This window comes from Paraburkholderia sp. NMBU_R16 (assembly GCF_013282575.1).
GTDB lineage: Bacteria > Pseudomonadota > Gammaproteobacteria > Burkholderiales > Burkholderiaceae > Trinickia.
Genome location: NZ_JAAAYE010000003.1, coordinates 132,731 through 147,142, shown reverse-complemented (window position 1 = coordinate 147,142; position 14,412 = coordinate 132,731). Strand labels below are relative to the sequence as shown.

Annotated in this window: 11 protein-coding genes; 3 read left to right on the top strand and 8 right to left on the bottom strand. The window is 63.5% G+C overall.

Annotation, left to right across the window (positions count from 1 at the left end; translation table 11 throughout):
- Positions 1 to 143: 143 nt before the first annotated feature.
- The 3 genes from tyrS to GWC77_RS02460 are packed head-to-tail and all read left to right on the top strand — an operon-like array spanning position 144 to position 2,589.
- Complete coding sequence (gene tyrS, locus GWC77_RS02470) at positions 144 to 1,391, top strand: tyrosine--tRNA ligase (RefSeq protein ID WP_173255273.1); 1,248 nt, start codon at positions 144 to 146, stop codon at positions 1,389 to 1,391.
- Between the two features lie 12 nt (positions 1,392 to 1,403).
- Positions 1,404 to 1,862, top strand: a complete 459-nt coding sequence (gene dtd, locus GWC77_RS02465; protein ID WP_173255272.1) for a D-aminoacyl-tRNA deacylase — start codon at positions 1,404 to 1,406, stop codon at positions 1,860 to 1,862.
- Between the two features lie 46 nt (positions 1,863 to 1,908).
- A complete protein-coding gene (locus GWC77_RS02460) occupies positions 1,909 to 2,589 on the top strand; it encodes a histidine phosphatase family protein (RefSeq protein WP_173255331.1) in 681 nt (226 codons plus the stop codon).
- A 112-nt stretch (positions 2,590 to 2,701) separates the two neighbouring features.
- Here the strand turns inward: GWC77_RS02460 and GWC77_RS02455 are convergent, their stop codons facing one another.
- From GWC77_RS02455 to dusB, 8 genes are all read right to left on the bottom strand, one after another.
- The gene (locus GWC77_RS02455) at positions 2,702 to 3,598 is read right to left on the bottom strand and encodes an oxygenase MpaB family protein (protein WP_173255330.1); all 897 of its coding nucleotides are present in this window, start codon (positions 3,596 to 3,598) and stop codon (positions 2,702 to 2,704) included.
- A gap of 95 nt (positions 3,599 to 3,693) precedes the next feature.
- On the bottom strand, positions 3,694 to 4,758 hold the full coding sequence (gene ruvB / locus GWC77_RS02450) for a Holliday junction branch migration DNA helicase RuvB (RefSeq protein ID WP_173255271.1): 1,065 nt from the start codon (positions 4,756 to 4,758) through the stop codon (positions 3,694 to 3,696).
- A gap of 45 nt (positions 4,759 to 4,803) precedes the next feature.
- The gene (gene ruvA / locus GWC77_RS02445; RefSeq protein ID WP_173255270.1) at positions 4,804 to 5,385 is read right to left on the bottom strand and encodes a Holliday junction branch migration protein RuvA; all 582 of its coding nucleotides are present in this window, start codon (positions 5,383 to 5,385) and stop codon (positions 4,804 to 4,806) included.
- A gap of 77 nt (positions 5,386 to 5,462) precedes the next feature.
- Positions 5,463 to 6,005 (bottom strand): crossover junction endodeoxyribonuclease RuvC, encoded by a 543-nt coding sequence (ruvC, locus tag GWC77_RS02440; protein WP_173255269.1) that lies wholly within the window; start codon positions 6,003 to 6,005, stop codon positions 5,463 to 5,465.
- Between the two features lie 152 nt (positions 6,006 to 6,157).
- Positions 6,158 to 11,071 carry a trehalase family glycosidase gene (locus GWC77_RS02435; protein ID WP_173255268.1) on the bottom strand — a complete coding sequence of 1,638 codons (4,914 nt, stop codon included), beginning with the start codon at positions 11,069 to 11,071 and terminating at the stop codon, positions 6,158 to 6,160.
- A gap of 430 nt (positions 11,072 to 11,501) precedes the next feature.
- Complete coding sequence (gene purH, locus GWC77_RS02430) at positions 11,502 to 13,067, bottom strand: bifunctional phosphoribosylaminoimidazolecarboxamide formyltransferase/IMP cyclohydrolase (RefSeq protein ID WP_173255267.1); 1,566 nt, start codon at positions 13,065 to 13,067, stop codon at positions 11,502 to 11,504.
- Between the two features lie 39 nt (positions 13,068 to 13,106).
- A complete protein-coding gene (locus GWC77_RS02425; RefSeq protein ID WP_173255266.1) occupies positions 13,107 to 13,340 on the bottom strand; it encodes a Fis family transcriptional regulator in 234 nt (77 codons plus the stop codon).
- A complete protein-coding gene (gene dusB, locus GWC77_RS02420) occupies positions 13,337 to 14,410 on the bottom strand; it encodes a tRNA dihydrouridine synthase DusB (RefSeq protein ID WP_173255329.1) in 1,074 nt (357 codons plus the stop codon). Before dusB ends, GWC77_RS02425 begins: the two co-directional genes overlap by 4 nt.
- Positions 14,411 to 14,412: the final 2 nt, after the last annotated feature.

The following is a 14,412-nucleotide window of genomic DNA, read 5'->3' as shown; positions in this document are numbered from 1 at the left end:
TACAAGGCGGCGCAAGACGGCACCGCAACCCCGACATTATCCAAGCAATGGCGCGCTTGCGTTCAGCGGCGTTGCGAGGGCGGCGCGCGCCGAGAATATGGGACAATTACCGCTTTTGCAACGTCCCAGCACGCGACTTTCCGATGAGCACCGACTCCACTGCCCAACCCGCCTCGAAGTTTCCAGTCACGGACGAGGTCCTTCACGCGCTGGCTGTCGCCAAGCGCGGCGCCGACGAACTGCTGATCGAAGAGGAGTTCGTGCAGAAGCTGGCGCGAAGTGCCGCGACGGGCAAGCCGCTGCGCATCAAGCTCGGGCTCGACCCGACGGCACCGGATATTCATATCGGCCATACGGTCGTGCTGAACAAGATGCGTCAGCTTCAGGATCTCGGGCATACCGTCATCTTTTTGATCGGCGACTTCACCTCGCTGATCGGCGATCCTTCGGGGCGCAACGCCACGCGACCGCCGCTCACGCGCGAGCAGATCGAATCGAATGCGAAGACTTATTTCGATCAGGCCGCGCTGGTGCTCGATCGCGACAAGACGGAAATCCGCTTCAACAGCGAGTGGTCAATGCCGCTCGGTGCCGATGGCATGATCAAGCTGGCGTCGCGCTATACCGTTGCGCGCATGCTCGAACGCGAGGACTTCACGAAGCGGTTCCAGGGTGGGGTGCCGATCTCCATCCACGAGTTCCTCTATCCGTTGATGCAGGGTTACGACTCGGTCGCGCTGAATGCCGATCTCGAGCTCGGCGGCACGGATCAGAAGTTCAACCTGCTCGTCGGCCGCGAGTTGCAGAAGCAGTATGGACAAGAGCAGCAGTGCATTCTGACGATGCCGCTGCTCGAGGGGCTGGACGGCGTCGACAAGATGTCGAAGTCAAAGAACAATTATGTCGGCATCAGCGAGAAGCCCGCTGACATGTTCGGCAAGCTGATGAGCATCTCGGATACGCTCATGTGGCGCTACTTCGAGCTGTTGTCGTTTCGCAGCGTCGAGGAGATTGCACACTTCGCCCGCGAAGCGCAGGAAGGCCGCAATCCGCGCGACTTCAAAGTGCTGCTCGCGCAGGAGATCGTGGCGCGCTTTCATTCGCAGGCCGACGCCGAGCGCGCGCTCGAGGACTTCAATCACCGCGCGCGCGGCGGCGTGCCCGATGACATCCCGTCGGTGACGCTTGCCGGGGCGCCGCTCGGCATCGGCCAATTGCTCAAACAGGCGGGCCTTGTCCCGTCGACGAGCGAGGCGCTGCGCAACATCGAACAAGCCGGCGTCAAGGTCGACGGCACGACGGTGACGGATAAAGGGCTGAAGGTCGATGCCGGCGAATATGTCGTGCAGGTCGGCAAGCGGCGCTTCGCGCGCATCACGCTGACCGCCTGACGGAGGGGGCTCGTGATCGCCTTGATCCAGCGGGTGAGCCAGGCGCAAGTGCGCGTCGGCACGCGCGTCACGGGGGAGATCGGCCCGGGACTCCTCGCGCTCGTGTGCGCCGAGCGCGGCGACAGCGAAGCCGTGGCCGACAAACTCGTCGCCAAGGTGCTGGGCTATCGCGTGTTCGGCGATGCGGCCGGCAAAATGAATCTGCCGCTTTCGAATATCGATGGCGCCGGACGTGCCGGCGGGTTGCTGCTCGTTTCGCAATTCACGCTGGCGGCCGATACCGACAGCGGCCTGCGTCCGAGCTTCACGCCTGCCGCGCCGCCCGAGGATGGGCGGCGTTTGTTCGACTATTTCGTCGCTGCGGCGCGGGACCGTCACCCGCTCGTCGAAACCGGCGAGTTCGGAGCCGAGATGCAGGTCTCGCTCGTCAACGACGGTCCCGTCACGTTTTGGCTACGCGCCCGTAACTGATCCGAACGGTCCGGGCTGACGTGACCTGACCGTCCATACGTATTCGATCATGCCAACCCGCATCGTTTTCATCCGCCACGGCGAGACGGACTGGAATCGCATCAAGCGCATCCAGGGCCACATCGATATCCCGCTGAACGAGACTGGGCTCGAGCAGGCCCGCCGAATTGCGGCGCGGATGGCGCGCGACGCCGGCGCCGGCCGCGGGGTCGATGCCATCTATGCGAGCGACTTGATGCGAGCGCGGCAAACGGCCGAGCCGACGGTTGCCGCGCTCGGCTTGTCGCTGAAGCTACAACCGGGGCTGCGCGAGCGCGCTTACGGCGTGTTCCAAGGACATAACAGCGATGAGATCGCGGACAGGTATCCCGATGCCTACGCGGTCTGGCAGACGCGCGATCCAGGCTTTGCGCCCGAAGGCGGCGAGTCGCCGCGGGTGTTCTATCACCGGGTGCTGCACGCCGTCGCGCAAATCGCGGCCGAGCATCCGGACGGCCGCATCGTCTGCGTGACGCACGGTGGCGTGCTCGATTGCGTTTATCGCTGTGCTCGCGGGCTGGCGCTCGATGCGCCGCGCGACTATCCGTTGCTCAATGCGAGTCTCAATAGTGTGCAGTGGGACGAAGCCGGCCGCGCCTCGATCGTCGAATGGGGCGATGTCGCACATCTCGAAGGCGCGAGCGCCGACGATGGCTTGGCGGTGGCGAAAGGCGTCGACCGCAAATAGGCTATACGGAGCAGCATCGACGCCGCCGCGCCGCGCCGCACGCGCGCGTGCGCTGCGAGCGGTGAGCTTAGTCGCGGGCGATGCCATGGCGCGCTTACTGCGGTCACGCCCTTCACACTCGCGCCGCCACGCGCCGGCGTGCGCGCTTCGATGCCCCATTGACGAGCGCCCAGCGCATCACGGGCGCGATCATGCGTACCCCATGGCGTGCCAGCTTGCCCGCATACCGTGCCGGCGCCGAAAAACCGATCAAGTCCTGCGCCCAGCGGGGCAACAAATCGACGCCCGCGCGGAACACGAGTGCGCCGGCAGGCCGCATTAGGCGTCCTTTCGGGGCGGCGTGGGCGAGCACGGCCACGACTTCGTGCACGCGCGGCCCTGCCTCGAGCGCGGGCTGCATGGCGGCGAGATAGGTCGCCACTTCCGCCCGGGAGTGCGGCACATCATCGGCACCCAGCAGTTGCGCGATCATGGCCATCTCGGCGTAATAGCGATCCTGTTCACCGATCGACAGCGCGGGATTGACGTAGCGCAGGTGGGCAGCCATGAAGCTCGAGACCTCTGCCACGTGGACCCATGTCAGCAACGCGGGATCGCTGGCGCGGTAAGGCCGCCCGTCCGGAGCGGTACCGCTGACGGCGAGGTGGATGCGTTTGACGCGTTCGATCAGCGCGAGTGCGTCGGCGCGGTTGCCGAACGTCGTGCCCGAGATAAACGTGGCCGTGCGACGCAGGCGGCCGAGCATATCGGTGCGAAACGTGGAATGGTCCCAGACGCCGGCTAACGCTAGCGGATGGAGGGCCTGCAGCATCAAGGCCGAGATGCCGCCCACCATCATCGCCGTGAAATCGGCATGCACTTGCCAGCAGACGGCATCGGGACCGAAGAGGCCCGGGTCGCCGGGCGGCGACGAGAAATCGAGCGTCGGGCCGCTGCCTGTCGTCAGATGAGTGATGCCCTGGACGATCTTGGCACGCAGCCGGGCGCCGAGCGCATCGCGCCATGCCATGCTCGGACGAGGGGCTTTGCCGGCGCGATCGGACATGGAGAGCTGGGAACCGTTGAAATGAGGGTTGCCCGACGCGTGCGCTCGATGCTTGCGCCTCAGGGAGCGTCGTTATCCCAGAGGCTGCGCACGGGGCTGGCGGCGTCGGGGGCGGCCAGGCCGAAATGGCGGTACGCCGCCAAAGTCGCGACGCGTCCGCGCGGCGTGCGCTGCAAATAGCCCTGCTGGATCAGATACGGCTCGAGGACGTCTTCGATCGTATCGCGCTCCTCGCCGATGGCGGCAGCGAGGTTGTCGACGCCGACCGGTCCGCCGTCGAACTTGTGCAAAATGGCCTCGAGCAGCTTGCGATCCATCAGGTCGAAGCCGACGGCGTCGACATCGAGCATGGCGAGTGCCGCATCGGCCACGCGCGCCGTGATATTGCCGTCCGCCTTCACTTCGGCGTAATCGCGCACGCGGCGCAACAGCCGGTTCGCGATACGCGGCGTGCCGCGCGAGCGGCGCGCGATCTCGTACGCGCCGTCGCGGTGGATCTGCGCGCCGAGCAGCGATGCCGAGCGCACGACGATGCGCGCGAGCTCCTCGGCGTTATAGAACTCGAGGCGCGCGACGATGCCGAAGCGATCGCGCAGCGGATTGGTCAGCATGCCCGCGCGCGTCGTTGCGCCGACGAGCGTGAACGGCTGCAGATCGAGTTTCACGCTGCGCGCGGCCGGACCCTCGCCGATCATGATGTCGATCTGATAATCCTCGAGCGCGGGATAGAGAATCTCCTCGACGACGGGCGAAAGGCGATGGATTTCGTCGATGAACAGGACGTCGTTGGCTTCGAGGTTCGTGAGCAGCGCGGCGAGATCCCCGGCACGCTCGAGCACGGGCCCGGACGTTTGCCTCAGATTGACACCCATTTCGCGGGCGATGATGTGCGCGAGTGTCGTTTTCCCGAGGCCTGGGGGGCCGAACAGCAGGACGTGATCGAGGGACTCCGAGCGGCGCTTGGCTGCCTCGATGAAGATTTCGAGCTGGCCGCGCACTTTTTCCTGGCCGACGTACTCTTCGAGCTGGCGCGGACGCAGTGCGCGCTCGAACGCTTCCTCGTGCGAGGAAGAGGGTGCCGCGGAGATGATGCGCTCGGTGGCGAGCTTGTCGGTTTCGATCATGCGCGCCATTGTACCGCGCGCGGCGCCGCTGGGCCGTCGTGCCCCTTAACCCTTCGAGAGCGCCTTGAGCGCGAGCTTGATGCCTTCGGACACCCCCGTGCCGGCCGGAACGTTCTTGATGGCGGCGAGCGCTTCTTTTTCCGAATAGCCGAGCGCGAGCAGGGCGTTGAGGATATCGCTCGCGTGATCGGACGGGGACACGGCCGCGGCCGCCGCGCCCAGATCGGCGCCGAGCTTGCCCTTGAGCTCGAGCAACAGACGCTCGGCCGTTTTCTTGCCGATGCCGGGCACGCGCGTGAGGCGCGCGGCGTCTTGCAGCGTCACGGCCTGGGAGAGCTCCTGAACGCTCATGCCGGAGAGCACCGCCAGCGCCATGCGTGCGCCGATGCCGCTGATCTTGAGCAGTTCACGGAATGTGGTGCGCTCCTGGGCCGTGCCGAAGCCGTAGAGGAGGTGCGCATCTTCGCGCACGATCAGCTGTGTAAGCAGCACGACCTTTTCGCCGGTCGACGGGAGGTTGTAGAACGTGCTCATCGGCACGTCGATTTCATAGCCGACGCCGGTGCAATCGACGAGCAGGTGAGGCGGGTTCTTTTCCAGCAAGGTGCCGGCGATTCGACCGATCATGTCTGAGGCGAGTGGAAAGGCAATGCGCGAGTGTAGCGTATGCCGAGTGTCTCGAGCCGGCCGCACGCCTTTGCATGTCAGCCGACGAGTCGCCCGCGCCGCACGCGCAATCCTTTTTTCGCGAGCCCAGGGGCGATATCGCCGAGGGCGCCGAGCGCACCTCCGCCATGGGCGTGACAGATCGCCATGCCGAGCGCGTCCGCCGCGTCGGTGCCCGGCAGGCCGGGCAGATCGAGCAGGCGTCCAACCATCTGCTGCATTTGTTCTTTCGTCGCACGGCCATATCCGACGACGGCCTGCTTGAGCTGCAGCGCCGTATATTCGGCAACGGGCACGCCGCCGGACACGAGACCGCAGATTGCCGCGCCACGCGCTTGTCCAAGCAGCAGCGTCGATTGCGGATTGACGTTGACGAAGACTTTTTCGATGGCCGACTGGTCCGGGGTGTGCTGGCGGATCAGCGTGGAGATGCCGTCGAAAATGGTACGAAGACGGGAGGGCAGGTCGGCGTCGGCCGTGCGGATGACGCCGCTCGTCACGTAAGTGAGCCGTTGGCCGGTCTGGTCGATGATGCCGAAGCCCGTGACGCGCAGGCCGGGGTCGATGCCGAGGATTCTCATGAGATTCAGGCGGGGAAGTGCCTGCGATACTACAACGAACGCCGGCACCTCGCCTATCGCGTTGGGCCCCGATTCGATCTGCGCCCTGAGTAACCATAGCGACGCTCGCGCAGCCCTGTGCCGCGCGAGTAACATCGGCTTGCTGGTCCGCCTCACGCGGCCACGGTTTCCGGCACGCGACGCTCGAGGATCTCGGCACACTCGGGGAACAGAGCGCCGAGGTACGCGAGGAACTCGTTCGTCATCGTCATATTGAACTCGACCGAATATTCCCCCCCCCCGCCGTAGGCACCGTTCGGCCCCAACTTCTCCACCGTCCTGCGCTCCATGCAGAACGCCTGGTACGCGTTCTCGCAATAAGCGATGGCTACTTTCCTGGCAAGGACCTCGTAACCGTTACGCATGAGGCCTTCCACTGTCTTATAGGCATGCATCGCCCAATAGTTTTTGCCATCCCACTGCTGACCGCTGTTGAGGAGCTCCGAGGCCATGACGCCTTCCGGCGTGATCAACTGCATAAGCTTTTCGATCGTACCTTCCATGGCTTCGGGGGGTACGATGCCGGCCCACAAGGCGTTGGCGATTTCCGCCGACAGCGTCGGATGCAATTCTGCCGTCCTCACCCGATAGTAGGAGCCTACTGTTAACGGCGTCGGCGGCGTCGTCCCATTCGGTCCGCGCCGCACCTCGATATCTTTGCGCGGCTCGAAGAACGTTTGTTGTGTCGCCTTGGTCCATTCGGTTTCGAGCTGGTCGACAAGACGCGCCATGCGTCCGGCATCGCTCATCGCCCAAATGGCCATTTCTTCCTCGCCCTGAGCCCCCGTTTCTTTGAGCTTTTTCGCGACCTCCGGATCTCGCTTGGCCGCCGCGATCAACCCGCGCTTCAAGACCGCCAGGGACCGAAGGAAGTGCGCGTTCTGTTGCAACGAGAGCAAGTACGGCAATTCAGGGCGCCCATCATCCGGATTGACTTGCGCGTCCGAAAAGTCGATGCCCGTTGCTGCGCTCATGCGCTGGTGCATCATGGTGAACAGCTGGTTGATTTGGTTTTCCTCCAGCTGCAGCTTGGCTTTGTGCTTGTCCTCCTTATAGCTCTCCGGCCGCGGGCCTTTGTATGAGGCGTAGTCATACGGCGCGAGTTGTAAGCGCCCATCCGGCAGCATGGCGATACCGTTGAAAATTTGTCCTGGCAGCAAGTCGCCGGCGCCGCGCACTGCGGTGAACGTTTCGGCCATCAGCTGAGGCAGAATTTCGACAAGGATATCGTCGTTGCCCGTCTCGTTGGCATATCCCTCCGCGATGACGCCGAGTGTCAGCGGCTGTGGACGGCCCGTGAAATGCGTGGCGTTCGCGTTCGGGTCGATGTTCAACAAGTCGATTAGGTGCTGCTTGTTTTGAATGATGCGTCGCACGGTGGCGAGGTTTTCTGCTCTTTCCTGTGGACTTTCGGTTTCGCCCGCGATGAGGCCCATTGCGTCGAGAATCTTGTCCCAGCCGAACTGGAGGCTGAAGCGGTTCGACTCCACGTTGCCGACACCAAGCAGCGCGATCATTGCCGAGTAAAGCTCCGCGTGGCTCATGTCGAGCCTGTTCGCGGTGCGGTGCACCTTGATGTGGTCCATCAATGTGTCTTGCGGCGGCGGCTGCTTATCGGCCAGCGGACGATAAGGTGGGTCGAAGTTTGCCTCGAAGAAGGAGGCGACGTCGAAGTCCTTCCAGAATTCGTCGTCGAAGGTATCGCGTTCATTCGGCGAGTGCCCCTTCCGGATGATGTAAAGGTCGCGCTCGATCTCGAAGTCTTTCATGATCTCGAACGGATGCCGCTTGGGCGTGCAATCCACCACCGCCATGCCATCGGAAGTGCCGAGATAGGCGTGCAGCTGTTCGCGAATCTTGCTGCCCATGGGATAGATTTCGTCCCGCATTTGCAGAAGGTGGAACAGGTGACCGAAGTTGTCCATGTGGCTGCGCATGACAACCGGATCCCCTGGCAGCCATTCCTCCCGGGCGCTCGCCATCATCTCGCCGACCAGCTCCTGTATCGGCGATCGCTTGAAGTCCGGAGCTGCAGGCGCAAATCGCGTCGGCTCATTCCTGGCAAGAATCCGCCGGTTTTCCGCGTCGGGCACCGCCTTTTCCGGTACTCGCGTGCCGATGACGGTGTTGCGTCCACCCTTGCGGCCCAGCACATGCTCGCGATCGTGTTCAGTGTCGGTAATGAAGCCTTGATTCTGGTAACCCAGTGGCGGCAATCCAGTGACGCGCTGTTGCTGATTGGTGTATTCGAACGAGACTTGGAATTCGCCCCAGGTCGAAGGGTGCTGCAAACGCGCGCTGGCTTCGTCGAACTTGCGCTGCATCGTCGGTCTGGCCGACGGATCGCCGCTCATTGTCTCGATGTCGTCGAACGTTGCGTTCAGCTCGCCCGCTGCCTTCTTCGTGGCGAACTGACGTACGATGACCATGCGCGGTCCCCGTGCGCCATCCGGCCGATCGGGGAGGATATGATTGCGCAAGTGCTCAGGAGGTGTAGGCGAGGACGCGCCGAAGAGCTCGGTCTGCCATTCGATGTACTCGAGCTCGGTCATCGCCCACTCGCGGTACGGAGTGCCGCCCGAGCCCGGAGGTGGCAGACACAACCGCGCCTGCCCGCTTTCGAGACCGGTAGTGAACCGTTTGGCAGGCAGCCACCACGCGCCGTGTCCACCGCTCAACGACATGCCCCACACCGAGTGCGGCGCCGTCAGGCTGGGCAAGGGATAGGTCAGGCCACCCAGAGTCAGATGCTGCTCGCGGCGAGTCGATATCCGCGATTCGTCGTTCGCTCCGCGAATCCGGCTCGTGGTCGTTCCTTTGGTGCGCGACAACTGGGCGGCGAACGCATTCCACCAGTTGTTGACGCCCCACCCGACCCATTTGTTTGGCGGAACGGCAGGTCCCGTCATCGTGTTTTGCCCGAGGACCGTCATGGTCTGCATGACGCGTACTTTATCCTTGTCTTCGCGCGTCTGATAGTGGACGCTGATGTCGTCGCGATCGCAAGCCGTTTCGACGAGACGCTGCCATCCACTGCGGCCCTTTTCCGATTTCGTATCGGATATTTCCTCGACGACCTTGCAAGCGAGGCGCTTAGCCTCATTGAACGTATCCGCTTTGATGCGAATCTTGAGACCCTCGGAGTTCTCGGTCGACCGATGAGGGCCTATTTCGAACACTTGCCACCAGAAGTTGTCCGTCATGTGCGCGGGCGTCTCCGAGTGGATCTGAGAAACGATACCCGCCAGGAAAGTCCATGCCTTGCGATCGAACGTCCCGACGTCAATATCGACGTAGGCGCCGTCGGGACCTTCGTCTCCCGAGAGAATGAGTGCCGCGCCGCGGCCTTTGATATTCGAGTATGTGGGCAACGGCGTGACGGTGGGATGCCCCCACTTGTGCTTCAATACTTCAGGTGCGATCGTCGACCACAAGGTGACATTCGGTCCTTTTGCGCCGTGGCTCGTGAACGCCAGGGATGAGCCTGGACGCAGGGTATTGACGAGCTCGCGTATGCCGTCGGCGCGGCTTGCCGTGCCGGAGCGCATATCGTCGAGCGTCTGCAGGTGCTGCCCGAGCTCGGACGTGTCCGGGTCGATTTCGGCCTCGCGCATCCATGCGCGCACGGTGTCGAGGTTCAATTGCTTGCACTCCTCGCTCGCCGCTCGCCATTCCGGGTCTTTTTTCAGATCCTTCTCCCTGATGCCCAGCCGGCGCGCTACCGTGCGGCGCAGGTCCTTCAAATCGTCTTTCAGGTCGATCGAGCTGCTCCGGGACCGGTGGTCCACGCGTTTGACGGCGGTTTCCAATGCGGCACGGTGAAGCTCGGCACGCATGCGTTCCGTCGTCGGTTCGGGCGCGAAGTCGGGATCCGGGACAAGGCAGCCATTTACCAATATCCTGGGCGCCTGGAGCTGATCCGCAAGCTCCTTGGCAAGCTCGCCGAGGGATCGCTTGGCGAGCATATCCATGGTCCGCTGATCCGCCGTAGGCATGCGTCGGAACAAGCCACGCTTCTCGTTGCTTTCGCCAAACAGCTGGTTCACCCGATGGCGCATCATCGACGCGTTGTCGATCTCGCGCTCGCGCTTGCCACCGAGAAAGAGCACGATCGCCTCGCGCTGCTTCGGGCTCGGGGCCGTGGAGAGCGAACCGATGAGCGCGCGCGCTGCGATCACGTTGCTTTTGAAGCGGAAGGCCGGATTTGCGTCGGGCCGCGGCTGGTCGTCGTCGGGCGCGGGCATGCCCTGGGCGACGATGTTTTCGGCGAGCTCGCGGGCTTCGTCGAGATTGCGCGGGCGAGCAAACGCTTCCTCGTCGAACGGAAGATTTTCGAACAAGTGCGCGCATGCCTGCAGCGCAGTCGACATGTGCCGACGTTCGTCGTCCGTATCCGCCAGGCTGACATAGCGCGACTGGGGCAAGGCAGTCAGAATGTCCCATCCGAGCGGTGTTTTTGCGAGCAGGCAGTGAGTGGCCAAGTCGTCGGCTTGCGTCGTCTCGCTGAACCGCCACGGCTCGAGTTTTGATTGGCGATTCCAGTTGCCGATGACTGCCTTCGCGCGTTCGGCATCGCCTCCCGTGGCCGTCGCAAGCGCCCGGGCCAGCAAGCGGGCTTGAGCGTAGCGCGGTGCGTTGCCGTAAATGGGAATATCGCTTTGTTCGCGCCAATCGAGCAGTTCCTCGACGAGCTGGGGGTTGATGCCGCGGAACATCGATTCGATTTCTGTACGCGTGCTGGCTCTGTCGTCCTGTGCACTTTCGGCGCCTGCAGCCCGCCCACTCGAACGATCCCCGACGGTGTTGAACATCCTTCGGACACCCTCGTTCAGAGTCCCCTCGACGTTGACGGGCTCTCGCTTCCGGTCCATCCGTAAGAGAGTGCGCAGCTTGCCGCCTCGCAGGCGGGAGGCGTTGTCCCGATTGACATCGTCAGCGACGGGGGCGGGAGGCTGCCGGTCCGCTGCGGGATGCTGCGCATGCGGGACGTTCGATGCCGCCGTGGGCGAGAGAGTGGGCGTTGACATTCACGTCTCCTTGGGAGGTTCTTCTCTTGATCATCGGCTCGACGATCGCGTTGTCGCCGCGATGGCTGACGACTTCATGTGATCGAAGCGCCTTGCAGTGGCTCAGTGCGTGCCGTGTAGGGCTCTCGCGCTGAAGTGGTGACGATTATCGCGTTGCGCACAATGGGCGCATGGAGGTGGGCGAAGAGGAGAACGGCGGCGCGACGTGGCACGCGTGCGCATCGAGGGCGCACGTATCGAAACGCGAGTGAGGGCGAAGCGGTGTGAGGAGAGGCGAAAAGCGGCGCAGCTATTGGGACGATCGGCTACGCCGGGCCAGCGTTCTGGCCGATTCAACGAGAGCGTGTCGGTCGGTGGCTCGACTGTCTTCGATGAAAACGTTGCACACGCAACGGGTGCCCGGCCGATCCGGGCACCCTCTCGCGTGCAATCAGTGCCGGAAGTGCCGCACACCCGTCATGATCATGGCGATGTTGTGCTCGTCCGCCGCGGCGATGACTTCGTCGTCGCGCATCGAGCCACCCGGTTGAATCACGCAGGTCGCGCCCGCGGCCACGACGACATCGAGGCCATCGCGGAACGGGAAGAACGCATCGGACGCCACGGCCGAGCCCGCCAGCGTGAGGCCCGCGTTTTGCGCCTTGATGCTTGCGATGCGGGCCGAATCGACCCGGCTCATCTGGCCCGCGCCGACGCCGAGCGTCATGCCTTTTGCACAAAAGACGATCGCATTCGATTTCACGTATTTCGCGACGCGCCAGGCGAAGAGCAAATCGTCCATTTCCTGCGGTGTCGGGTGACGCTTGGTCACGACGCGCAATTCACGCGACGAGACGTTCTTCGCATCGGGCGATTGCACGAGCAGCCCGCCGCCGACGCGCTTGAAATCGAACGTGTTCTGCCCGGCGCCCAGAGCGATCTCGAGCAAACGCACATTCTGTTTGGCCGCAAAGACGGCCTTGGCGCCCTCCGTGAACGACGGCGCGATCAGCACTTCGACGAACTGCTTGGCCACGGCTTGGGCCGCAGCCTCGTCGAGCTCCCGGTTGAACGCGATGATGCCTCCGAAGGCCGAAGTCGGATCGGTCTTGAACGCCTTGCAGTAGGCTTCGAGCGGATCGGCCCCGATGGCGACGCCGCAGGGATTCGCATGTTTGACGATCACGCAGGCGGTCGCATCGAACGTCTTCACGCACTCCCATGCCGCGTCGGCATCGGCAATGTTGTTGTACGAGAGCTCCTTGCCTTGCAACTGGCGATAGGCCGCGAGCGCACCGGCCGGCGCCGACAAGTCTCGGTAGAACGCCGCGCTCTGATGCGGATTCTCGCCGTAGCGCAGGTCCTGCACTTTCTCGAAGGCGAGGTTCAGCGTGGCCGGATACGCGTTGCGCGAGCTGTGCTGGAGCGCCTCGGTCAAGCTCGTCAGATAGTTCGTGATCGCGCCGTCGTACTGCGCCGTGTGCGCGAAGACCTTCGTCGCCAGGCGGAAGTTCGTCTTGTAGCCGACCGTGTTACCGTTCGCCCGCATTTCATCGAGCACCGCCGAATAGTCGGCCGGATCGACGATAACCGTCACGTCGCGATGATTCTTGGCGGCCGAGCGCAGCATCGTCGGGCCGCCGATGTCGATGTTCTCGATAGCGTCTTCGAGCGTGCATTGGTCTTTCGAAACCGTTGCGACGAACGGATAGAGATTGACGACGAGCAGGTCGATCGTGGGAATCCCGTGCGCTTCGAGCGCGGCCATATGCTCCGGCAGGTCCCTGCGCGCGAGAATGCCGCCGTGCACTTTCGGGTGCAGCGTTTTGACGCGGCCGTCGAGCATTTCGGGAAAGCCGGTGTAGTCGGCCACTTCGGTTACGGTGAGGCCTGCCTCGGCGAGCAGCTTGGCCGTGCCGCCCGTCGACAGAATCTTGACGCCGAGCGCCGAGAGCGATTGGGCGAATTCGACGATGCCGGACTTGTCGGAAACGGAGATGAGCGCTTGCTTGATCATGATGGAAACCAATACCGAAAAGGGACGAGGGCGGCGCGACTACAGCAGACCGTGCTGTTGCAGCTTTTTGCGCAACGTGTTGCGGTTGATGCCGAGATATTCGGCGGCAAGCGACTGATTGCCGCCGGCCTGCTCGAGCACCACCTCGAGCATCGGTTTTTCGACGCACGACATCACCATGTCGAAGACGTCGTGTGCTTTCGCGCCGTCGAGATCCTGGAAGTACCGCCCCAGGCTGTCGCGGACGCATTGTTCGATGTTGTGTTTGCTCATGCTGCTATGGGTTCTTGATGTCTCGGCTGGTTCGGCTCGCCGTTCGTATCCGCTTCGTCTTCCACGTAGACGAGACGGTCGGACAAAGCCAGTTGCGCGTCGAAAAACTCGTTGACGGCCAGCAGTTGTTCGCGTGTGGTATCGAGCGTGTTCATCCTGTGCCGGAACGCATTGGCGCCAGGAAGGCCGCGAGTGTACCAGCCGATATGCTTGCGCGCAGTACGCACGCCAGTGAACTCGCCGTAAAACGCGTAATGATCCTCGAGGTGCTCGTTCATCACCTCGCGAATCTCGGCGATGCGCGGCGGCGGCAGCAGCTCGCCGTGCCGCAGGTAGTATTCGATTTCGCGAAAGAGCCAAGGGCGCCCCTGCGCCGCGCGGCCGATCATGATCGCATCGGCTCCGGTGGCGGCGAGCACGGCCTGCGCTTTCGCAGGCGAATCGATGTCGCCGTTTGCTACCACGGGGATTCGCGCGGCGCGTTTCACGGCAGCGATGGTGTCGTACTCGGCTTCACCGTGATAGAGATCGGCGCGCGTACGGCCGTGCACGGTCAGCATCGAGATGCCGGCGTTCTCCGCGATGCGGGCGATGTTGAGCGCATTCTTGTGCTCGCGGTCCCAGCCGGTGCGGATTTTCAATGTGACGGGCACGGCATCCGGCCCCACGCCGACGGCGGCCACGACCGCCTCGACGATGCGGGCGACGAGCGGCTCGTCCTGCAAAAGCGCGGAGCCCGCGGCGACATTGCAGACCTTTTTCGCCGGGCAACCCATGTTGATATCGATGATCTGCGCGCCGTTGGCCACGTTGTAGCGAGCGGCTTCGGCCATCATTGCCGGATCGGCGCCCGCGATCTGCACTGCGATCGGCTCGACCTCGCCCGCATGATTCGCGCGGCGCATCGTCTTTTCGCTTTTCCAGAGCTGAGCGTTCGATGCGACCATTTCCGATACGGCGTACCCGGCGCCCAGGCGCTTGCAGAGCTGCCGAAACGGCCGGTCCGTGACGCCTGCCATCGGAGCGACGAACAGATTGTTGCGCAGAGTGTGGGGGCCGAGGGTTGGCATGA